Source organism: Serratia sp. JSRIV004 (assembly GCF_019968705.1).
GTDB lineage: Bacteria > Pseudomonadota > Gammaproteobacteria > Enterobacterales > Enterobacteriaceae > Chania > Chania fonticola_B.
This window is the reverse complement of sequence record NZ_CP074140.1, coordinates 738,740-760,802: the sequence shown is the minus strand read 5'-3', so window position 1 is coordinate 760,802 and position 22,063 is coordinate 738,740. Positions and strand designations below refer to the sequence as shown.

15 protein-coding genes and 1 pseudogene are annotated in these 22,063 nt (G+C 55.9%); 2 read left to right on the top strand and 14 right to left on the bottom strand.

Annotated elements, in window-relative coordinates; all coding sequences use genetic code 11:
* Positions 1 to 2 precede the first annotated feature (2 nt).
* From tssA to tssB, 14 genes are all read right to left on the bottom strand, one after another.
* A complete protein-coding gene (gene tssA, locus KGP21_RS03565; protein WP_223497930.1) occupies positions 3 to 1,598 on the bottom strand; it encodes a type VI secretion system protein TssA in 1,596 nt (531 codons plus the stop codon).
* Positions 1,598 to 5,005, bottom strand: a complete 3,408-nt coding sequence (locus tag KGP21_RS03560; protein ID WP_223497931.1) for an ImcF-related family protein — start codon at positions 5,003 to 5,005, stop codon at positions 1,598 to 1,600. The genes tssA and KGP21_RS03560 overlap by 1 nt, the downstream gene beginning before the upstream one ends.
* Entirely contained in the window at positions 5,005 to 6,234 is a 1,230-nt protein-coding gene (locus tag KGP21_RS03555; RefSeq protein ID WP_223497932.1) for a hypothetical protein, read from the bottom strand. The genes KGP21_RS03560 and KGP21_RS03555 overlap by 1 nt, the downstream gene beginning before the upstream one ends.
* Before the next feature lie 5 nt (positions 6,235 to 6,239).
* The gene (locus tag KGP21_RS03550; protein ID WP_223497933.1) at positions 6,240 to 6,497 is read right to left on the bottom strand and encodes a PAAR domain-containing protein; all 258 of its coding nucleotides are present in this window, start codon (positions 6,495 to 6,497) and stop codon (positions 6,240 to 6,242) included.
* 18 nt (positions 6,498 to 6,515) lie between these two features.
* The gene (locus KGP21_RS03545) at positions 6,516 to 7,028 is read right to left on the bottom strand and encodes a hypothetical protein (RefSeq protein WP_223497934.1); all 513 of its coding nucleotides are present in this window, start codon (positions 7,026 to 7,028) and stop codon (positions 6,516 to 6,518) included.
* The gene (locus tag KGP21_RS03540; protein ID WP_223497935.1) at positions 7,015 to 9,210 is read right to left on the bottom strand and encodes a M23 family metallopeptidase; all 2,196 of its coding nucleotides are present in this window, start codon (positions 9,208 to 9,210) and stop codon (positions 7,015 to 7,017) included. The genes KGP21_RS03545 and KGP21_RS03540 overlap by 14 nt, the downstream gene beginning before the upstream one ends.
* A 15-nt stretch (positions 9,211 to 9,225) precedes the next feature.
* Positions 9,226 to 11,574, bottom strand: a complete 2,349-nt coding sequence (vgrG, locus tag KGP21_RS03535; RefSeq protein ID WP_223497936.1) for a type VI secretion system Vgr family protein — start codon at positions 11,572 to 11,574, stop codon at positions 9,226 to 9,228.
* Positions 11,571 to 14,219 (bottom strand): type VI secretion system ATPase TssH, encoded by a 2,649-nt coding sequence (tssH, locus tag KGP21_RS03530; RefSeq protein ID WP_223497937.1) that lies wholly within the window; start codon positions 14,217 to 14,219, stop codon positions 11,571 to 11,573. The genes vgrG and tssH overlap by 4 nt, the downstream gene beginning before the upstream one ends.
* A 159-nt stretch (positions 14,220 to 14,378) precedes the next feature.
* The gene (locus tag KGP21_RS03525) at positions 14,379 to 14,870 is read right to left on the bottom strand and encodes an Hcp family type VI secretion system effector (protein WP_223497938.1); all 492 of its coding nucleotides are present in this window, start codon (positions 14,868 to 14,870) and stop codon (positions 14,379 to 14,381) included.
* A 3-nt stretch (positions 14,871 to 14,873) separates the two neighbouring features.
* Positions 14,874 to 16,598: an OmpA family protein gene (locus KGP21_RS03520; protein WP_223497939.1), complete on the bottom strand. Its 1,725-nt coding sequence runs from the start codon at positions 16,596 to 16,598 to the stop codon at positions 14,874 to 14,876.
* Positions 16,595 to 17,284, bottom strand: a complete 690-nt coding sequence (gene tssL, locus KGP21_RS03515) for a type VI secretion system protein TssL, short form (RefSeq protein WP_223497940.1) — start codon at positions 17,282 to 17,284, stop codon at positions 16,595 to 16,597. The genes KGP21_RS03520 and tssL overlap by 4 nt, the downstream gene beginning before the upstream one ends.
* Positions 17,281 to 18,633 carry a type VI secretion system baseplate subunit TssK gene (gene tssK / locus KGP21_RS03510; protein ID WP_223497941.1) on the bottom strand — a complete coding sequence of 451 codons (1,353 nt, stop codon included), beginning with the start codon at positions 18,631 to 18,633 and terminating at the stop codon, positions 17,281 to 17,283. Before tssK ends, tssL begins: the two co-directional genes overlap by 4 nt.
* A gap of 11 nt (positions 18,634 to 18,644) precedes the next feature.
* On the bottom strand, positions 18,645 to 20,210 hold the full coding sequence (gene tssC / locus KGP21_RS03505) for a type VI secretion system contractile sheath large subunit (RefSeq protein ID WP_223497942.1): 1,566 nt from the start codon (positions 20,208 to 20,210) through the stop codon (positions 18,645 to 18,647).
* Positions 20,211 to 20,232: 22 nt separating this feature from the next.
* Entirely contained in the window at positions 20,233 to 20,730 is a 498-nt protein-coding gene (tssB, locus tag KGP21_RS03500) for a type VI secretion system contractile sheath small subunit (protein WP_223497943.1), read from the bottom strand.
* A gap of 333 nt (positions 20,731 to 21,063) precedes the next feature.
* Here tssB and KGP21_RS03495 point away from each other — a divergent pair.
* Positions 21,064 to 21,300 (top strand): annotated as a pseudogene (locus KGP21_RS03495) (transposase domain-containing protein); the annotation flags it as partial.
* Positions 21,301 to 21,430: 130 nt separating this feature from the next.
* Complete coding sequence (locus KGP21_RS03490) at positions 21,431 to 22,063, top strand: DUF2913 family protein (protein WP_223497944.1); 633 nt, start codon at positions 21,431 to 21,433, stop codon at positions 22,061 to 22,063.

The following is a 22,063-nucleotide window of genomic DNA, read 5'->3' as shown; positions in this document are numbered from 1 at the left end:
GGTTAGCCACACAGCACGGCAGCGCGGGCAGGATCGAGTGCTATCAACCCGCTGAGCAGGTTGTCCATTTCCGTCAACAGGCTGTTTTTGTCACCGCCGCTACGTTGTGCTTTCATGCGCAGAAGCTTCAGCCGCCGGGCTTTGACCTCAAAAATTAATTCTGGTGCCCACTGTTGCAAAGTGAGCACCGTCCCCCCGTTATCGAGATTGTCCAGCAAATGCAAGGCCATATCACTTTTACCGAACTGCTCCGCAACGCGTGCCATCACCAGACGTATCAGCCACTGGTGACGCGGCGTACTGATCCCCGGGCGTGACTGCAACCACTGCAGCGCCGTTTCAACACCGTCGCTGTCGGCTTGCGCCAGCGCTTCAGATTCGAACTGAAGAATATCGTCTTCGCCCGACGTCACCGCAACGGCGGTTTCACTATCCCATCCGCTGGCAGACTCCAGCACCTGCTGAGTGATCCAGCTTTGTGTCACTTCATCAGCAAACGGCGTGCCGTCGCTCCAGCATAAACTTTCCATCCCCGGCAGACGGGTCAGAAGCAGATTGAGATCCTGCGTAATGCACGTTGCCCAGCCTTCATAGGGTGCGCCAGATTTCGTGAGTGCCTGGTGTAAATACCACTGCACGTCCAGCCAGAAGTGGTTCGCGCCTTCGGCAAACATCGACTCTGCCTGATCCAGCAGGTCGATCCAGCTTTGTTGCAGGTATAGGCGTTTGAGCTGTGCGCGGTATTCGGGGCGTGGTGGCATCAGGCGGGTTCGCCCGCGGGCATCCAGCGAGGGCAGTTCGTGTACCGTGTCCCAGCGCACGCTTTTAATAAGATGATGCCCGGCGAGCCAACCCAACGGTTGATCGCGCAGGTACTTCGCCAGCGATTTGGCCTGATCGAGCAGATCACGCCCGGATTGCACAGGCCGCAATGAAGGCGATGCACTGTTGCTCTCCTGCGCAGAGGAAGACGCACTGCTGTTTTGCGGAACGACGGCGTTCATCCCACCGGATTGAACGAGCCGATTTTCGAGTGAGGAAAACAATGCGCCGAGTTGCGGACGAGAGGCGTCATCCCAGCTGCTCACGCCGTGTTCTATGACCGTCAGTGCGCCCACAATACGCGCAAAATCAACGTTGTCGACTTCCGGATACAGCGACAGGCTATCCCGTACGCGGGGGCCGGAGATCCATTCCAGCGCCGCTTTTCGGCTTGCGGCCCGCTGCGGATGTAACGATTCACCAAAGCGGTTTATCAGCCCGGCCAGCAGGGAAAGGCCCTCGGCCAGACCCGCCTCGCCGTCACGATGCAGCCGAGCCCAGAGGTAATACGTCGCAACACGAACGTCCTTGCACTGACCCGTCAGCAGTTTTTCCGCCAGCGCGCAGGTCAGCGTGGTGTCTGCGCCAGAGAGCTTATTGACCTCTTCGCGCATCTGCTGAAAATCATCGTCGTAGCCGGGGTCGGTTCCGGCAGGGTGATCTGACGAGATCGGTTTCAGCCAATTATCCCAACGTTCAGCCTGAAGATGCGCCTGTTTTAAAAGCGATTCACGTTCTGCACCACAGGCGTTTTGTAGTGTGGTCAATGTGGCCATTATTGTTCCTCGGCGATCGCATCGGGATCAAAAGGGGGTTCGCTTTGCACCGGTGTTTGTATCAGGAAGATCTGATTGGGCAGCGTGAAGTTACGCAGCGGCAACAGACCCAGCGGACCTTTGCCCAGCTCGGTGCGCAATATCCATTGAAGCGGCTGCTTGTCCGGTGTCGTGAACGTCAACTGATAGCGGCCTTCGTCCAGCTTTTTCTGTTTTGTGTGTTCAAGCCAGCGAATAAGCCCCCAAGTGCCCTGATAGTCACCGTACAAACGGGCACCGGCGGATGTCGTGGTCCATGTCAGCAGGGTCCCGGGTTTATAGGTATCGCCTGGCCAGCGGAAGCTCTGCCAGCTTTCCATCTGATTGAAGTAATGCAGTTTTTGTCCGTCAATCGACAGATGGGTTTCCACCACATCCGGCACCGGACGAGCCAACAACTCAAACCGCAGCCCTTGGCTGCCGTCGGTGAACAGGATGTCAGAAATCTGGCTCAGCTGATTAATGGCCGCCAGGAAGTCGGGATTAAAGGTCAGCCCCTGATTGTTGACCCTGTCCGGTACCCAGCGGGTGCCTTCTTTATGCAGTACCCCACTCAGTTCACGGGTCAGGAAACTGTCGATGCGCCCGCTGTCTTTGCGGATGAAGTCGGCCAGCATCGGCAGGGAGGCATCGCTTTTACTGACGGCAAACGGGTAGCGCCCGTCAAAGGCCGACTTCCAGTTCGCCACAATGGCGTTTTTCCAGCGGTCATTCAGGCTGGCTGACGAAGGCTGCAACACCGTTTCCCAGGCCTGTGTCAGCGGCTGAACAAACATCGTCTGGCCGAAGCCACTCCATTCTTCACCCAGACTGGCGGCGATCAGGCTGCCGTATTCCTGCGTATCAGTCAGATCGACGTTTTTGCCCTGGAAAACGGTCTGAGCCAGGACCTGCGTCATTGCCTGCGGGTCTGAAGCATTCGCAACCTGCTGGAGTTTCAGTCGCACACGGGTAACGCGGGTCAGCAATGTTTGCAGGCTAAGTGAGCTATCGGACGACATCATCGTCTGCGCGTTGCCTTTGCCCATCAACGTCAACAACGGCCCGAAGGTCTCATCCAACGGGCCGACCGGGCCGCTGGCCTGCTGGTCTATCGCCGGTTCGGCGTCTTTATTCATCAGGGCCTTGGCCGATTTCACCAGCGAGTCTGACAGCGCGTCGGTCTGCTGCCCGGTTTGTCCCTGCCAGGCTACGGTGTTCATCAGCGCAATCAACGGCGACTGGCGAACATCACTCATCAAGGTGAGTTGGTCAATCACATCAGACAGGTTTTTCGCCTCATTCCAGTGCAGGCTGTTGAGAAAACTCAGCCAGGCACCGGCAAAGTCGGTGAAGTAACGTTCGGTCAGGCGTTTTTTCAGTGCTTCCGGTGAGATGTCATCGGAGATGGCACGGCGGTTATCGCTGAGCACCCAGTCAATCTCTTCACGCCGCGAAGTGACCGCGTTGTCTATCGCCTGCAGGATCTGTTCATCCCACGCTTTGCGGGTGAACATGCCCGGTACGGTTTCAGCGCTCGTGAACAGCCGTTGCGCATCGGTTTCCCCCGTCATGTCAACAAGCGTCATGTCCGCAGAGTTGCGGCGCACAGACAGCAGCATGTTTTCATACAGCGTGCTTTCGGCATTACGCTGGCCGATTTCACCCAGCAACACCTGCCGGGTCTGTGACACCAGGGCCTTGTCCGGTACGATTTTCCAGCTCGGCTGGCCGGGCAGGTTGTGGGCATAAAACTGCCACAGGTCGGGTGCCAGACTCTGCCAGAGACCGGGAGAGACACCCGGGCGAAGTGGCTCGGTGGTTTTCATCACCTGAGCGTAAAAGGCACCGTCGGCTTTTTCCGGGCGCACCATCATCAGGTACGCTTTCAGTTGGTCATAACCGGATTTTGCCAGTGCAGCGCGTTTCGGGCTATTGGCGGGCAGGTTGGCCACGACGCCGAGTTGTTGTTGCAGGCTTTCTACAGCGGCATCGCGGATCAGACGGTTGCTGACGTTGCCATACCACGGCATGAGGGTCGCAAGCAGTTGGGCATTATGGTCCAGACCAAAACGCTGATACCACGGCGCACCATTCGCCACGCGCGACTGTAAACGGCCAATATCATTACGCAGCGCATGCAGGGCGATCACCTGTTCATCCGACACGGGCTGCGGCTTTGCAAGGCGCTGTGCCCCCTCAGCGACCGAGAGCATCTGCTGGCGATTGACGGTAAACGACGCCACGCTGCCTGCGCCCCACAACACCATCAATGTCAGCAGGCCGGTATACAGCGTCTGCTCCCAGGGAAGACCGACGCGGCGGCCCGGAGCCGAACGGCAATCCGCCAGCAGCCCTTGCCAACTGGCCGGAGCGCTCCAGGCTTTTTCATGCACGTTCGCAGAAGCGTTCGTGGACACCTCTGGCAGGCTGAACATCAACCCACGCAACGGAATGCGGGTAGCGTAATCGGCGAACCATGGTGTCAACACCTGTCGCCAGCGGGCGGCCTGTTTATTTTTTAGTGATTGCCCCAAGCGCAACAGGAAATCATGCGACGGCTGCGCCAAGACCTGCTGCATGCCCTGTCCGCGTAACGGCGGTAACAGCGAGATCAACTGCTGTTCAAGGGTCGTTGGGGTGGCCTTCGCCGGGAACAGTACACCGACCGGTTGCGTGACCCGCTCATCCTGCGCCCAACCGCTCTCACACACCTGCCACAGATAAACGGGGGGCTGATAGCGCAGCGCCTCACCGGCTTTTTCCAGCGTGCGCAGGCCATTATCCAGCCACGCGGCACCCTCGCTCTGTGCCTGAGTGACGGCCCAGACCACGCCATCCAACGGGCGACTGCGGCACAGTGTGCGCCATGCAGTCAGGCGTGCCGGGTCGATCAGTTCACGTAGGCTGCCGCCGTGCAGCAAGACGGTGCGCTGCCCTTCCAGCCAACCTTGATCAGCCAGTGTGGGGGCCAAAGCGGCAATCTGTTCAGGCTCACCCACCACCATCAGCAACCGCACTTTATAACGCCAGAACAGGCCATAGCGGCGGCGCAGGTGGGTTTTAAGCAATGCAGTTTCGTTTTGTAATGGCGGGACGCGTTGTACCTCTTTTTCTGCCCGCAAGACATCATCCCCTTTCAGTGCTTGCCGCTGTGCCTCATAGGCTTGACGACCTGCACGACGGATTGCAGCATAATAGAGTGCTATCGACAGCAAGAAAAAACCGGTACCGCCTACAATGCCCCATTGCCAGAAACGGTGTGCGTTACTGTTGGGGGGGATCCCCAGCACATGCGGTTGACGCCAGACCAGCCAGCTCATGATAGCAGCGGTTAGCAGTACGAGGATAGCTAATGGCCAGAAGTAAGAACGAGTCCAGGTGCGCATCACTGCGTCATCTCCTGCGAAGGATTATAGGGAGAAACCACGGTATTCCAGACGCCAGCGCCAGGCGCTGACGCCCCACTAAAGATAAACTGGGGGGACTGTGTCAACTGAGCGGCCTGTGTGGCAGCAGCAATCGCCAGCCAGGGGGTAACGCATCCGGGGTGACCCAGCGAGGTGCCCACGTCGTAAATGCCCTGCTCACGTGTCACCGGAAATGCCACCGTTTCCATTACCGTGCTGAGCGAGGCTATATTCTCCTCGTCCAGGCCGGAAAACCACACATGGTTAAGTGACTCAGGGGAAATCGGTACCCAGTCCAGGGCCTGACGGACACCGTATTCCAGTCGAGCTTCAGTGGCGAATTCCGGACGGTGCAGATACGCCAACGGAGGCAACGTTTTTTGGGTCAACCGGTTGCCGAAAATCAGCCCTACGACCGATTCGGCGGTCATCTCTGGTTGCTGAGAATGTATCTGCAACGCCACCACAACCAGGAGTGCCTCCTCATGAATATGGTTATCCAGCCAGTCATCCACCCCCGACAATCCCACACAGTCAACACGGCTCATTGAGTGGACAATATCCGCATCATTCCAGGCGGCCTGCCACACCTGTTGTAATGCCTCGTCAGATAATGCCGTATCAGATCCCAATATCAGCTTTAGGGGAATGTCATCCGCCAAGGGGGCTAAGGTTTCAGCCAGCGTCGTGAACACCGAAAATAGCAGGCGTTGCGTCATCACTTCCGATGACTCGCCCTCAAACTGCGGCAACCGGCTATGCCGCACTGCGGCCTGACCTTGCCAGGAGGGTTGTGATAACAGGGCATTTTCGTTTTGCACCAGAGCAGAAAGCTGAGCATCAGGATTTTCCTCATCGGTATGTGCTGTGTGTAATACCGCTGCCAACACCTGAAGTGAACGGCGGCCTTGTCGGGTTTGCTGTAACAACACCTGCCAATGGCGTTCATCCCAACCATCGGCCACCAGATGCTGACCGACGTAGACCAACCAACGTACCGTAACCAACAGGCCCCAGAACAGTGAGGGGATCCCCAGGGCCAGTAGCCAGAACAGTAACGGCTGACGCCCCACGGACTCTCCCCCCCGTAATGCCGTCGCCAGCACCCCAGTCAGCAGGAAACAGGGAAAAACGCCCAGCCAACGCCACCAGCGGATTGGCACCGGACGCGGTGCCAATCCGGGTAGACGATCCAATCTGACAGGCATAAGGATTAACTCGCTGTGGCTTGAGACAGGGAAGATAGCAGGGTACACCCACAGGCACACCGATGGCCGTGGAAGGCCACCGGGATCCCGTTATCACAGAACGTAGCGTGCCCCTCGCTGATTACAGTATCTCGGTGTTGGGGACAAGAGACTGGATCCCCGAGACGGGCAACACCAATACCACCGAATTTCATAGTGGACGACCCCGCTGTGACCGTACCGCCGTGGGTGGTTTTATCACCGATACGAATAACTCCTTTCATCGTTTTATTTCCCTACCCTTAATTTTCATATTTATCATATTTCCAGCCTTTATCTTTTACGCATTGTTCGAAAAGGCCATGAGCATCAGGAACAAAATCTTGCGGCACTGTAGCCACCCCCCCCGTATTAGTATTGATAATGAAACCAGGGTCACTACCAATATATGCCTCATCAGATTTCGTTAAAAAGTCAACATCAAAAACTCCCTTACTAAAACCAATCTTCTTCAAAATTTTTTGTTTTGATAAATCAAATAAAATCACAGTACTATCCTGCGGGTTACTCTCATTAATTTTTATAGGGTGTCCCCATAAAATCAATCTATCCCCAGAGCAATTAATATTATAACCTGTCAAATTTACATCTGTTTTAAGGTAAAGATACCTCCCTAGATTTTTAATTTTAACATCGCTATTTCCCGACTTATCAACAGTAAGTGCAAAGGCGAAACTATAACCTAAAAAATAACATATTGACATTAACGCTAAACATGAAATTATAATGTTTTTCCTCATATCAATTAATCCCATCCATTAATACTTTAGATATCCTAACAGTATGATTCCATCGTTCCACATCAGCATTATGCCCACCATTAATAGAGTATGTCACAGATCTTGAATGTTCAAAACTAACACCACCTTCAATAATAGCTTTATTAATTGATAAAAATTTATTAGGCCTAGCTCCCGCAGTCCAATACCAACCACCAGCATCAATGCAGTTGTAATTATTTAAAGATAATGCCTGAGGTTCTGAAATTACAGGTGCTTTACTGACTCTTGTTGGATTCCACCACTGCTCAACAAACCCTTTATATGTCATCTTGTATTTCATTATATCAATCCATCCTCTGTACCCCCAATATTTACTATAATTTTCCCTACCCGTTAACTGCTTCATACCTCGCCCTCTAAACTTAGGACCATCACCTGACTCAATATTACCTAGACGACCATTTAGATAATCAAGATATCCTCCTGTAGGTGGATTATAATATCCATCAATTTCACTACCAAAGCTGGGGTGAGATGGATTCTTACTAAAGCTAGCTGCACCTTCAATCATCAGAACAAGCATATATGACTCAACCGCTCCCTGTCCAAAAAAATGAGACTTCCTTGTGGGAGTGACAATTAGATATTTTTCCAAAGCTTTATTAATTATACTACGGTAATTTTCTCGTACAGAGTCCGGTGTTTTACTTATTTTTTTCAAAATAGTTACAGGGTATATATTATCTGGATATATTAATGCCAACTCATTTTTTGAGTTCCAATTACACTTCCTAAAATGCGTAATAAACTGCCGTGGCTCAAAGTGCCAGACCAGCCCAGAGGGTAAACCCAACGCATCGGTGTTAAAGCATAAGGCTTTGATATGCGCTATCAACGCATTCCAGTCTTTTTCCGCCAGACTGACCTGCGCAGCAGCCAGTTCAAACTCAGCAGAGACAGGGGGTGAAAAACCCGCCACCGTATCAGGCTTGGTACACAAGACTTCATTCGCTTTTTCAATATCAACACTCACGTCTGTCAGCGCCGATTTCAACCAACCATAACGCGCCTCCGCCGTTACTTCATTCCATTCCAGCGGAAAATGACAAATCGTTCGACTCAGTTCATCGCGCGTTCGGCACATCACACTCAGCGAATTGCATTGGCTGTTAGTATCGGTATCGTCGTCGACAAGCAGCCACCCCATCCAGTGCGGAAAATCTCCGTCGCCGAACTTTTTGATTTCACTGGCCGCCAGATTGACCCAGCCTTTACCTCCCGGATAGTTGACGGTACGCCACAACGGCGCGTTGGCTGGCACCAGAGTTTCATGTTCGGTATTAATCACCCGCCCAAAACGCAATAACTCATAACCGGCACTCGGGCTGTCCGGATATAAATCAAGCGTGGTTTTATAAAGATTATATTCATAATCCGCCCCATCCGCGTTAACCAACACGTCCCCCACTTCCGTATAGCCGCTTTTCGGCGCGGGGGCTTTCTGCCGGGTAGTCATGCTGCAACTGCCTTTATCAAAACGCATGGTCACAAACAGCGGTTCGCTACTTCTATACAGTGCGTTTTCTCTCGGCGTTAACCCGTTATTCGCCGGCCTCGCTGGGTAAAATGGCGTACCGGTAGGCAGATAAAAGTGCATATCACCGTAGACCGCATCCGTGCGCCCATCCTTGCTCAGATCCAGCTCCGGCGTCGTGCGCCCCACCAGTTTTGGCAGATTGGCATCATCGCAAAATATCTGGAAGTGAATACCATTTCGACCATCAATCTTTCCCACCTGGCCCAGTGGGTCTTTGCGATAAACCCTGGCTCCCTGTTTTACCTCACTTTTGATACTCCCCATGTGCATATACAGGGAGTAATACTCGACTTTACCAGCCTCACCGCTGCCTATTTCAGTCTCATGCTTGAGCAAGACGTAGCCAAAATCAGTCCCCCCGTTGTAGTTCAACGGCGGTTTATCCCGTTTTTCCTGACTGGGTTGACGCAACGAGATCACCATACCATCCGCAATCGCACGTATATATTCCACGTTGCTGCCAATATCGCTGTGCACCAAATGCACACCACCGTGCCAGGCATGACGGCTGTTAAGCGGATAATTGCGCTGGACATCAATCGGGATCATCCGTTCTACCCAATCGGCATCGCTTTCTGAACTGTTTTGGTCACGTAATCTCGGAGGACTGATAATCATTGTTCTGTACCTTAATCAAGAAAATAATGAACGTACTGCAGGGTCTGTAACCCTGTCTGACAGGGTCGGGGGCTCTACGCTTTGTGTGGCCGCACCGCTGTAACCAAAGTGCGCACTCTTTACCAGATAATCGCCCGCCGTTCCCGACTCAATCTTGTTCGCATCCAGTGTGATATAACTGCCCCCCGCGTTCAGCGTGATCTTCTTTTTTGCGGTGATCTGGATTTCATCTTCGGTACTGGTGATAGTAATGGCCTTGCGGGCCAGTAACTCGAACAGGTCGTTCTGCGCCTGTACGGTGATCGGCCCCTGATTGGCAATCAACTTCATCCCCAGCTTGCGCACAAAAACGCTCAGGGTATTCCCCACACCGATAAAGAAGTTTTTGGCTACGCTGACATCCGCATTTTTACCCGCCGTGGCGATCAGGTTCTGATTAGCTGACAGTTGCAGATGTTCACCACTGGTCAGGGCAATCCCTTTGGGGGCGCTCAACAGTAAAACCGCGGCTTTTAATTCATTCAGGTTTTGCTGCAACAAATGAATTTGTGCCTGCACGTCTGCCGGGTTGGCGCTGGCACTTTGCGCATCTGTTGAAATACCCCGCATCTGGTCTTGGGTGCGGTTCAAGAGGTTGATGGCCGGTTGCATCTCCAGCACCTTGCCCTGTGCCTTGGCCTGCCCATCGGCGCTGATAAATATCCCTTTCTCCGCGCGTATCGCCCCAAACAGGTCGGTGCGCAGCTCAAAGCCTTCCCCCCGCTGCTGCTTTTCGCTGTCGACCAGATGCCCCAGGTTAAGCTGGCTCTTACCGCCGAATTCCGTGCTGACCTTGATATGCTCGCGGCCTTTCTCATCGCTCAGCCGGATCTTGTTATTCCGTGGGGTCCTCAGGACGTTGCGCTTGTAGTTGCGGATAGTCACAGGGTCGCTGTGCGCCGAGTCATGCAAGGCGTGCGCAATGTAAGGCCTATCCGGATTGCCACCTTCAAACGCTATCGCCACTTCGGTTCCAGCCAACAGCGGCAGGTGCAGGCCGTAGGCGTCTCCCGCGTAGGGGCGAGCTTGCCGAACCCACAGGCTTTCATACCCCTGCTCCCAGGTGTCGCGGTCAAACAGCATGTTGACCCGGTAACGTCCCTCTTTGTCGATATGGCTGTAAGGGTCGTTGGCGGTGGTGCTGGTCACCCGTGCAGGCAAGGTGCCCGCCATGGTGGGCTTGCTGATGAGCGCCGGGCGAAAACAGTAATCCTCCGAATAGGGTATCGCGTCAAACGCTACCTCAAAGCTGCGGTCACGGCGGGCGGAACTGCGGGTACGCACGATAATCACGCCTTGGGTAAAGGCCGGGGGGGCATGTGGACCAGTGACTTTCAGCTCTAACCCTGGTACCAGGCTGGCGGTATTGGCAACACCGGAGAAGCCTGTCTGGTTGTTCAGGTAGCGCTCATGACGCAGACGAGCATAAAAAGCCCCGCTTTCCGGCTCCGGGTCACGCCCTTCACTGCCTGCCGTCAGGTAGTTGTCCGCGTAGTGATACGCTTCACCGTAGGTGGTGGCGTCACCGCGGGTCACATCCACCTGGCTGCTCAGGTCTGCAATGGCGGTGCGGTAGTTGTAATCGTGGGTGCTGACCGATTTCTCCACCACCTGGTGGCTGCTGGATAAATCCCACACCGATTCAACACCGCTGTCATGCATGCCGGACGGGGGCACTGCCTGCAGGGTAAGTCCCTGCGAGTAATGCTGCTGGTCATCGTAAAACTCCACCACGTCAATGTTAAGCTTGGGGTCGGCGGTAAAACGGAACCAGATACCTACCTCCGCCAGCAAGCGGGTGATAAAGGTCAGGTCGTCTTCGCCATACTGCATCACCTGTTCACGGCGAGGGTATTCGTTAACCAGCGTAAAGACAAAATCCTGACCGCGCATGTCGTGGCGCTCGCGCAGGATTTTCTCCACAATGCCCGGCACCGAGATGTCCTGATAGATACAGTTCTGGTGGCTGCGCGACAGCAGAGCCAAACGCGGTTGCAGGCAAACTTCATAACGGCTTTCATCTTTCGAGGTAGAAAGGTGCTTAAAACCCGTGATGATGCCTTGAATGACGCGCTGCGGCTGTTGGATAGCCACGCCAAACGCCTTCACCACCGTGGCTTGCAGGGTGAGCGAGGCATCCTGCATCAACATCGTCGCCGGGCCGATATGCTGCTCGCTGCTGCTGAATTCGATGGCATAGCAGAAGGGGGCGCTCAGGGCTTCTTCCGCGCCAAAACCGACCACATCCAGCGGGGCCTTGTTGCCGCGAACCGTCAGTTTATGGTGGCTGTGGTCGAAGGCGATAGCAGGGATTTTGTCACTCATTGCTCTTCTCCGTTAAATTCCAGCACAATGCCGTCTTCTTCATCCCAGCCCAGTGTCAGGGTCTTGGGCGTCTGCTTCGCCGCCATATAAGTCAGTAACTGCTGGCTCAGCACCGGCAATATCTGCTGGTTGAGCAGGCTGTCGACATTACGCGCACCGGTATCCGGCAGCAGACAGGCGGCAGTCAGTGCGTCATACAGACTGTCGCCTATGTGGGCCGTGAGCCCGTAGTGGCGTTGCAGGCGTTGACTGACCTGATGCAATTTCATCTGTACGATGGTGCGCATCGCTTCCTGCGCCAGTGGGCGGTATATCACGGTCTGGAAGCGGGCCAGCAACGCAGGCTGGAAGTGGTCCCGCAGTACCGGGCGCAGCAGGTCGTGCAGGTCGCCTTCGGTGGCCTCGGGCTGTTCATTCAGCAACTGCATCAGCGAGTCACTGCCCAGGTTCGAGGTCATCAGGATCACCGTGTTGCGAAAATCAATCTCACGCCCTTCACCGTCGCGCATAAAGCCGCGGTCAAACACCTGATAGAACAGGTTCATCACATCCCGGTGGGCTTTTTCCACTTCGTCCAGCAGCACCACGCTGTAGGGGCGTTTGCGCACCGCCTCGGTGAGGATGCCGCCCTGGCCGTAACCGACGTAGCCCGGCGGTGAGCCTTTGAGTTGGCTGACGGTGTGGGGTTCCTGGTATTCGGAGAGGTTGATGGTGATCAGCGATTTCTCCCCGCCGTACAGCACGTCTGCCAGCGCCAGCGCGGTTTCAGTTTTGCCGACACCGCTGGGGCCAACCAGCAGGAACACCCCTTGCGGGCCGTTCTCCGGTGTCAGGCCGGTTTTGGCGGCACGCAGCCGTTGGGCGATGGCATTCAGCGCCTTAGCCTGGCCAACCACGCGGGTGGCCAGCGGGTGTTCAAGCGTCAGCAGGTCGCTCTGTTCGTCCTTCATCAACGACGAGAGTGGCACCCCGGTCCAGTCGGCAATCACCGTGGCCACCGTCCGAGGGTCGACATCCAGTGACAGCAACGGCATTGAGCCCTGCAGGGTAATCAACTGCTGCCGCAGTGCCACCACCTCCGCCGACCGGTTCGGATCCTGCCGTACTACCAGAAGCTGTTGCGCCAGGGTGCGTTCCTGTTCGTAACGGTGTTCCAGGGCGTGTTGCTCGCACAACAAGACCTCAATACGGTCACTGATGTCCGCCAGTCGCGTCGGTTCGGTGTCGGCACACAGTTGGTTATCGGTTTCTATCGCCTGCTGTTCCAGTTGCAACGCCGCCCGCTCGGCCCTGACCTGCATCAACACCTCCGGTTCCGTATCCAGTCCCATGCGCACCCGCGCGCTGGCGGTATCGAGCAGGTCTATCGCCTTGTCGGGCAGTTGGCGACCGGTCAGGTAACGGCGCGACAGCGTGACCGCCGCCTTTACCGCGTCATCGGTAATATGGACACCATGATGCTCGGCATAGCGCGATTTCAGCCCGCGCAGCATCAGACAGGCGGTGTCGTCGTCCGGCTCGTCCACTTTCACCATTTGGAAGCGGCGCTCGAGGGCGACGTCACGTTCAAAGTACTGTTTGTATTCGCTCCAGGTGGTAGCCGCAAGGGTGCGCAGTTCGCCGCGTGCCAGCGCCGGTTTGAGCAGGTTGGCCGCATCCGCGCCACCGGCCTGATTACCGGCACCGATGAGCGTGTGGGCTTCGTCGATAAACAGCAGCACCGGGGTCGGCGAGTGTTGCACTGCCTCGATGACGTTTTTCAGCCGCTGTTCAAACTCGCCTTTGACGCCCGCCCCGGCTTGCAGCAGGCCGAGATCGAGCGTGCGGAGGCTGACGGTTTTCAGGCTGTCCGGCACGTTGCCCTCAGCAATGCGCAGCGCCAGCCCTTCCACCAGGGCGGTTTTCCCCACGCCCGGTTCACCGACCAGTATCGGGTTGTTTTTGCGGCGACGGGAGAGGATATCCACCATCTGGCGGATCTCGGTGTCGCGCCCGAACACCGGGTCGATCTGCCCGGCTCTGGCTTTGGCGGTGACGTCGAGGGTGTATTTATCCAGCGCGGCCTGCAGGGCTTCGCTCAAGGTGTGACCCGCGAGGTTAATGCTGTCGCTGTCGGCAGTGGGTTCAGTGAGCGAGGAACTGGGTAGATTGAGGCTGGCCTGTTGTTGCCGTTCGGGGCGTTCTTCCGATTGGTTGTCGAGCAGCGGGCGCAGGCGCTCAAGCTGGCTGGCGGTGAGGGTGAGGAGCGGCCAGATGCCGTCACATTGCACCAGTGTGGGGGTTTCCAGCAGGGCGGTTAATAGATGTTGACTGCGGATCTGGTCATCACCGGCCAGGCTGGCGGTCAGCCAGGCCTGTTTCAGCAACGTTTCCAGTGAGGCCGAGAGTGCCGGGCGGCTGCGCACCGAGCGGGGGTGGTCGTCCAGCCAGCCGAGTAACGCCTGCCAGACGGCATCCATATTCCACTCATAACGGCGGGCCAGCACGGTGAGGTCGCCTTCGCCCTGCTCCAGCAGTTTCAGCAGCCAGTGTTCCGGGGTGATCTGGGCATGGGCACGGGTCTGACACAGCGAGGCCGCGCCTTCCAGCGCACGGGCGCAATAAGGGTTCAAACGGCGCAACAAAACAGCAGATTGACTTTCCATATCGATTCTCTCTTGAGGGTGTTCAGGTTCGGGCACGCTACCGCCCTTCGCTGTCAACCAAAGCGCATAAGGTCGTAGAGGCAGGGTTCGGATTTTTTCATAGCACCCGCACGCAGGCACTGTGAAAAAAGCAGACGACAGCGCCGTCTGCAGTCTGTATTACGCGGTAGTACGCTCGTTCCAGGAATCGGAATGAATGATGTTGCCGTCTTTGTAGGTCCAGGTGATTTTTTCGTAACGCAGTTCGATGGCTTCGAGGTGGTTATGCTTCTCTTTGGCCGGGTCTTTGACGTCGTGCATTTTTGGCGCAACTTTCACCAGTTTGACGTTTTCCAGTTTGGTGTTGAAATACTCCACTTCCTGGCCCGCGTCGTTGATGCGATACCATTTGAACTCGGCGGATTTCAGGGTCTGGCCGGTGGTCACCGCCTTGTACAGGTACGGGCTGGACGCATCGATTTCCTTGGTGAACAGGAACGGGGTGTGGATACGGGTGCCCGTCAGTTTGCCGGTGTTGTTGTCGGTCGGGATATACAGGTTGTGCTCCTGAGCCACCACTTCGATGCTGCCTTCACGGTCTTTCACATCGACGGAGCCTTTGATGTCGGCACCGCCGTCGTCCTTCAGCCACAGATAAACAGGAATTGCCATGGGTTACTTCTCCATTTTTTGAGTGAGTGCGTCGTCCTTAGCCGATAACGCGGGGGGAGAGTCTGCTACCTGGCAGGCATCTGCCTGCGGTACCAGACTGATTTCAACACGGCGGTTGGCCGCACGGCCTGCCTCCGTGTCATTGTTTACCACCGGGCGGCTTGCGCCATACCCCTGAACGGCAAAACAGGTGGGCGACACGTCGCTGGTGTGTAACATCCAGTCACGCACCGCTTCGGCCCGTTTGAGTGAGAGCTGCTGGTTGGTCTGTGCATCGCCGGTGCTGTCGGTGTGCCCCGTTGCTACAATCAACCAGCCCGGTTTGGCTTTGATGTTGAGCAGCGCACTGACCAGGACCTTGGTTGAGCCGGGTTTGAGCACCGCTTTGCCGGTGTCAAACAGCGAGAGGCTGTCGAGGCGCACGGTGTGTAGAACAGACTCGGCAATGGGGGCTGTCGGGGAGGTCAACGGCGGAACATAGCGTTTGATCGCCGCCAGTAGCGGCTGACGCAGGCGTTCACCTTGGTACAGTCCCAGACTCAGGCGCAGGGGTTCACCGTTGCGGAACCCGTCATTGAGCTGTGCCGCATGTTGCCGCAATATCTCAACCGCCTTGGCTTTTGCGAGGGGATCTTTCGCATCCACACTGTCGTAATAGCGAATATCGAAGACGATACGGTGCAGTAATTGCTGGTTGTGCCACGCGCTGCTGCATAAGGCCAGCACGACAGCCCCCGTCAGCAAGGTCACTGCATGGCGCAATGTGCGCTGGCGTGACGATACACCGCCGCCGACCGGAAGATCGGCAAAGATAAAATCAGGTAGTCGCACAGTGTCTTCTGCGGCTTGCGCCGGATGCCAGCCCGCCACTTGCGTCAGGGCGGTATGGGTCACCAGCCACTGCTGCCAGAGAGAGGCAGGTTTGAGGCCCGGTAACCCGGCGACGTGATGCAGGAGCACCTGTTGTGGGACGATGCAGGCAACGTCGTCATGACGGGCTTGCAATACCGGTAGCACCTGTGCCTGTAGCCACTCATGGTGGTGGCGGAACAGCACGGTCTGTTGCACCCGCTCCGCCTGTTGGCTATTGCTGCCTTGGCGTTGCCAGTAGGCCAGGGGTTCCGGCAGGGTGAGAGTCGGCCATACGGTAACGGGCTTCGCCTGCTGTTGGGAGAGCCACTGAGGGGCATTAGCGAGGCAGGTCGCCACCGTACTGCACAACAGGACCGGTAACGTGCAAGAGGTCTCTCGGCGCAGTTGCATCCGTTGCCAGCGTAATTCATGTAACACCGTGGTGAGTGTGCGTTCGTCCGTCTGTTGCTGTGGGTTGACCGAAACCATCACGGCCAACTGTGCTGCCCACGCGGGGCGTCGCCACAGCAGTTGCCGCGTAAACGGGCTCAGTTGGCTGATGTCATCCACCCGTAACCAGCATCCCTGAGCGCCCTGGTGCAGGTTGCCGCTGCCAAACAGCGAGGCCAGGCCGTCACCACAGACCAGCACCACGGGCAAGCGGTAACTCTCGGGCGGTAGTCCGTCGAGCCGGGTGTCGTTCAATGCCGCACTCGGCTGGCGGCCCGTTCGCCAGATGCCGACAGCACCGGTCAACATCACGAGCAAGAAGGCTATCCAGCGCCAGGGGGGGGAGAGAGGCAGGAAAAACAGGCAGAGGATGCTGGCCAATAAGCCAGCCCATAGCCATAGACCCCATCGCCACCGTGGACTCATGATGCTGACCCAGGCAATAAGGTCGACAGCAGGCCAGACAGCCAATGGTCTAGCCCCCACCACAATAATACCACGGCCAGCCCGGCCAGCCCCACGCGCACCGGCCAGTGACGCAGCCACGCGTCAAGGTGGTTGCGGGACGTCGCGTTCGCCAGCACCGGGCGTGACGACGCAAAGCCGAACTCCGGGACCCGGGCGGAGAGCTGTTCGACCAGTTGTTCACGTTCCGTCACCGCCAATGAGCGATAGCCGCCCAAAAAACCCAGCATCAACACACGGTGAAAACAGGTCAGTACCGCACTGTCCGGTGCCGCTTCACGCAACACGGTACGCATCCGCTCATAGAGCTGATCGCCCGCGTTCAAGGTGCTGAAAAAATGGGCCTGTAGCGGGAAGTCGCACCACCTGAAGTAGGCATCATCCTGCACGTCACGCCCTTTGACGGTTTCATCCAGCACCGCACATTGGGCATACATGATGTGCTGGCAGTTTTGCGCGCTAACACCGGCGTCGGTTAACGTCTGATGAACGTGTTCGATACGGTCAACGCAGCGCTGCCAGAACCTCTCCCCGTCGCCTTCCTCGCAGGCTATGCCCTGACGCAGGCTGATCACCTGTAACCAGGTATCCTCTAATAGGGCATCAATATCCACGCACGGGGTGGGTCTCTTTATCGATTGGCTCATGCGCGCAACACCGCAAACAGTTCAAGCTGAATGTCACCCAGTGTACCCGGCACGTAGAACACGCAGGTGCCAGAGGCCATCATCTGCTTCGCGGCGGGGTGGTTGAGATCGAGGGAAAAATACTGATTCTCCAGCCGCAATGGCATCGCCGCCGGAACATGGCTCAATGGGCACAGTGGTATACCGCTCAACGACACGTTCACCACCTTGCCGACATCATCTGATGCTCCGACCTTACACAATTGCGGGAACTGGCTTTGCAACTGTGCCGCAGGGAGCGAAGAACGCACGGAGAGGTAGAGGTCCACCTCTTCACGCAAGCGCGGATCATGCAGTGAAGCACGCCACTGGTTGATACGCGGCTCATGCAGCAGCTCAATCGCCAGCACCCGTGAAGGCAGGCTCACTTCCAGCAGCAGATTCAGCAAACTAAACAGGGGCGGGAATACAGCCGTCAGGCGATCATGCTGATAGGCTGGAATGGCGGTGATGTCATGTTCCAGAGAAAAGGTCAGCAGGCTTCCTGCTAATCTGGCCAGTTCCTGATACAGCCGCTCAGGGTGTACCTGTGGATAGCGCTGAAAGTTTCCCAGCACCGGCTCGGCGCCGTTCAGGGCATTGAGTAACCAGAACAGCGAGACATCGGCCACGGCAAAGTCGGCCATACGCGCATTGCTTTCACGGCGCATCCCCATCAAACGCTGTAAGCGCGCCCGCAACTGCACCATCAGAATGTCCAGGCGTTCACCGCACCAGCGACTGGCCTGCAGGCTCAGCAACGGAGGAATGAAGTTGGCATCCAGCGCCCAGCGACCCTGCGCATCCTGCAGTAATCGGGCGACCGGACAGACCTGATAATCGCCATTTTCCTGGGTATCCAGACGCAGCGTCAGCTCATGCGTCATGACGGCGATCTGTTTCTTATCGTCACCATACTGGTTTTGCACGTCACGCCAGGCCTGACGATAGCGTACCGGGCGTTCGGCACGCTCATCGGGCTGCAGACAGTTACCGCCGTTGGCATAGCACTGGGGCATGGCAAGCATGACAAGAGTTTCAGTCGCGGCAGCAGGAAGGCAGGCAGCCAGTGTCAACGTCGGTGGCAGTAAATCGGCACACTCCGTGTCGATCAATACCCCGTCCTGAAAACGGACATGCAGACGTTCCGCTTTCAGACGTCCCTGAGCCAGCGCCTCCGGTTCAAACGTGGCGTGAAGCACGCCCCACGGATGGAGGATGCCCATCTGCGCCACACATTCGTTGGTCCAGGCCTCCAGCGAGGCCTGTTGCTGGAACTGTTGCGGGGATACCAGGACCCCGCGAGTCCATAACGGACGATAGATTTTCATCGCGTATCCACTTATGCCTTAGCCTTCGGCATTTGTGATACCAGCGACAAGTCCACGTCCATGCCTTCCACCTGGAAGTGCGGTACGGCATACAGCTTGACGCGGAAGAAGCCCGGGTTGTCTTCGATGTCTTCCACCGTCACCTTGGCGTCACGCAGTGGGTGAGAAGCCTGCAGGTCATCGCCCGGATCGGTCATCTCGGTCACCAGCCCGCGTACCCAGGTGTTCAGCTCCAGCTCCAGCACACGGCGATCTTTGGTGGTGCCGATGTTCTCGCGCTGAATGACCTTGAGGTAGTGGGCTATGCGGGACAGCAGGAACAGGTACGGCAGGCGCGCATTGATGCGGCTGTTGGCCGTCGCCTCCGGCGTGTCATACAGTGCCGGTTTTTGTGCCGAGTTGGCGGAGAAGAAGCAGGCGTAGTCGCGGTTTTTGTAGTACGACAGCGGAATGAAGCCCAGGTTGGCAAACTCGAACTCGCGGGTTTCCGGGATCATCACTTCAGACGGGATCTTCACCTGGTTGCCGGTACCCAGATCGTACAGGTGGATAGGCAGGTCCTGCACCGCACCACCCGCCTGTGGGCCACGGATTTGCACACACCAGCCGTTCTGGATGAAGCTCTTCACCATGTTGGCCGCAAAGGCGAACGAGGCGTTGGTCCACAGGTATTTCTCGTGGTCCGGGCCTTTCACCTCTTCGATGTAGTTGAAGCTGCGCACTGGCACGGTGTCCGGGCCATACGGCAAACGACCCAGCACGCGCGGCATCACCAGGCCGATATAGCGGCTGTCGTCCGTTTCGCGGAAGCTCTTCCACTTGATGTATTCGGCGCGGTCAAAGTAGTTGCCAATGTCTTTGATCGCGGCAACGTCTTCCATCGACTCCTTGAGGAAAAATCGTGGCCCCGCAGAGCCGATGAATGGCATGTGGGCAGCCGCAGACACTTTTGATATACTGCGCATCAGCGCCACGTCCTGAGCAGACGCATCAAACTCGTAAGCAGAAATCACCGCACCAATCGGCTCACCGCCCGGCGAATCATACTCTGAAACATATGTCTGAAGATAAAGACCGCTCTGGCTAATCTCCGGGGCATCTTCAAAATCCTGACGCAAGTCTTCTTTGGAAATATCCAGTAATTCGATTTTGACGTTCTGACGGAAATCGGTTTTATCGACCAGTGACTTCACGCCTCTCCACAACGACTCTACCCGCTGAAAATCAGTGTGGTGCATCACCGCATCCAGTTGACGGCTGATTTGTTCGTCCAGGGTAGCGATATGGTGGTCAAGCAGGGTTTTGTCCAACTTGTCGACTTGGGTGCCAGATTGTTTCAGGCGTTCCAGGAACACCTGCATCGCGGCGGTGACTCGCTCATCGGCGCTGGCATCGGACATCGCCTGGTTATCCTGCCAGATGTTGAGGTCACTCAGGTGAGTAACCGGGCTGAGGTTGATTTTTTCAAACAGGGTGGCATACACGCCCTGCGCGGCAGGGGCTTCTTTTTCCGGCATGGTTTCTAACGCCGTGGCGTGAGCGCCCGCAGAGGTATTTTCTTGTACAGACATCAGCATCTCCTTTATCATTCCAGGGCCATTAACGGTCTTGTGGGGCTAACGCCGCCAGTTCAGCACGCAGTTCATCACTCAGCGCCTCATCGCGCAGGATGGCTTCGAGCGCCTGTTTGAAGGTGCGGTTGTCCAGCAGGTTGGATTTAAGGTCACGCAGCAGGTTGCGCATCGCCAACATGGCACGCAGTTGCGGGATTTGACGAGCTACCTGTTCAGGCTCAAAATCTTTCATGCTGCTGAAACTGAGGTTGACGGCGGTGTCGTTGCCATCATTGGCGAGGGTGTCAGGCACCGAGAGGGCTAATGTAGGTTGTAACTCTTTCAAAATACTATCGAAATTATTTTTATTGACATCTATCTTGCTTCGTTCTGATAATGGCCGGTGTTCCTGCCCATTACTGTAATCACCCACCGCCAATAATTTCAACGGTAATTCAATTTTCTTCTGTGCGCCCCCGACATGCAGGTCCAATTTAATATTAACGCGTGCTTTCGGTACTTCATTTTGGTAGGAATTATTCATCTGTTCTCCAGGCGTTCAGAAAAAGTAAATCTGAAATATGCACAGGCAATCTGAGGTCAATACAGAACGACGGGATATATCAGATACGCTACAACTACAACTACAACTACAACTACAACTACAACTACATCAGTCAGATGTGGCACAAACACCCTAGAACAACGGGCGAAAAATGCAAAACATGGCCCACTAGAAAAACGTGGCACCGGAAGTCAGTGTAAAGCCGAAAAATGCAGAAATTTCAGATACGCATGTGATTTTTTAATATAACAAACAGGTTTTTACATAATCAATTTTTATTAATGTGTTTTATTGGACATTATTAATTCAGGTAACATCGCAGAGAATGCTTTGCGGATGGTGAGTCTGGGGCGCAAGAACTTCCTGTTCTTCGGCTCGGATCACGAAGGTGAGCGAGGGGCGTTGCTGTACAGCTTGCTGGGGACATGTCGCCTGAATGGCGTCGATCCGGAGCATTATCTCCGTCATGTGCTGAATGTGATCGCCGACTGGCCGATAAACCGGGTCAGTGAGCTACTGCCGTGGCGTATAACACTGCCAACAGAATAACTTACCCGACCCAGTCAATACGGCCTTTGTTGGAGGCTTACTTGCAATTTATGGTGCCAGTGTGTAAAAAATCGTACCGCCCACCTCAATGCAGGGAGTCAGGGCACTTTTTTCATTTGCGGAGTGGCCGTTGAGTACAGAGATTTCTTCCCATGAAACAGCGCGTCTCGCCTGGTGCGCGTTGGTGGCGTTACGTCTGGCACAGCAAGAGGGGCGGGCACAGTCTGAACTGCAACAGCATCTTTTCCTGATGCAGTGGCCGACCGCAGCCCAGAAGCAGAAGCGTTTCCCCAAGTCCGTGGCTTCGGATGTAAGCTGGCTGCTGGCTCTGGGCAAGAAATACGGTTTTGCGGCCAAGCTCCCCCACAAGCTGGACTACCTGTACCGCTCGACCAGCGGCGTGCTGGCACAGCAAAATGATTTATTCCGGCTGACCTACTGCATCGAAACCCTCAAAGCGATCGGCTGGCGTAACGAGTTGGTTTTACCCAAAGAATGGGCAGAGCTTGAATTAACGCCGGAGACAAACCGCACAGTCTATGCGGTCAAAGCGTTACTGGAAAGCAGCTACAGTGATGCCGGAGAATTGCTGACGCCGATGGCGCTGCGCTTTGCTGGCGATATCAGTGCGGTACCTGAGCTATTGGAACAATGTCACCTGCCCTATCAACGCGATCCTGACGTCAACGGGCTGGCGGTCGTGACGCTGTTACCCGTACCATGCCGCTCGCCAGGGATTGCTGGTGCTGGTTCTTTGTGCTGA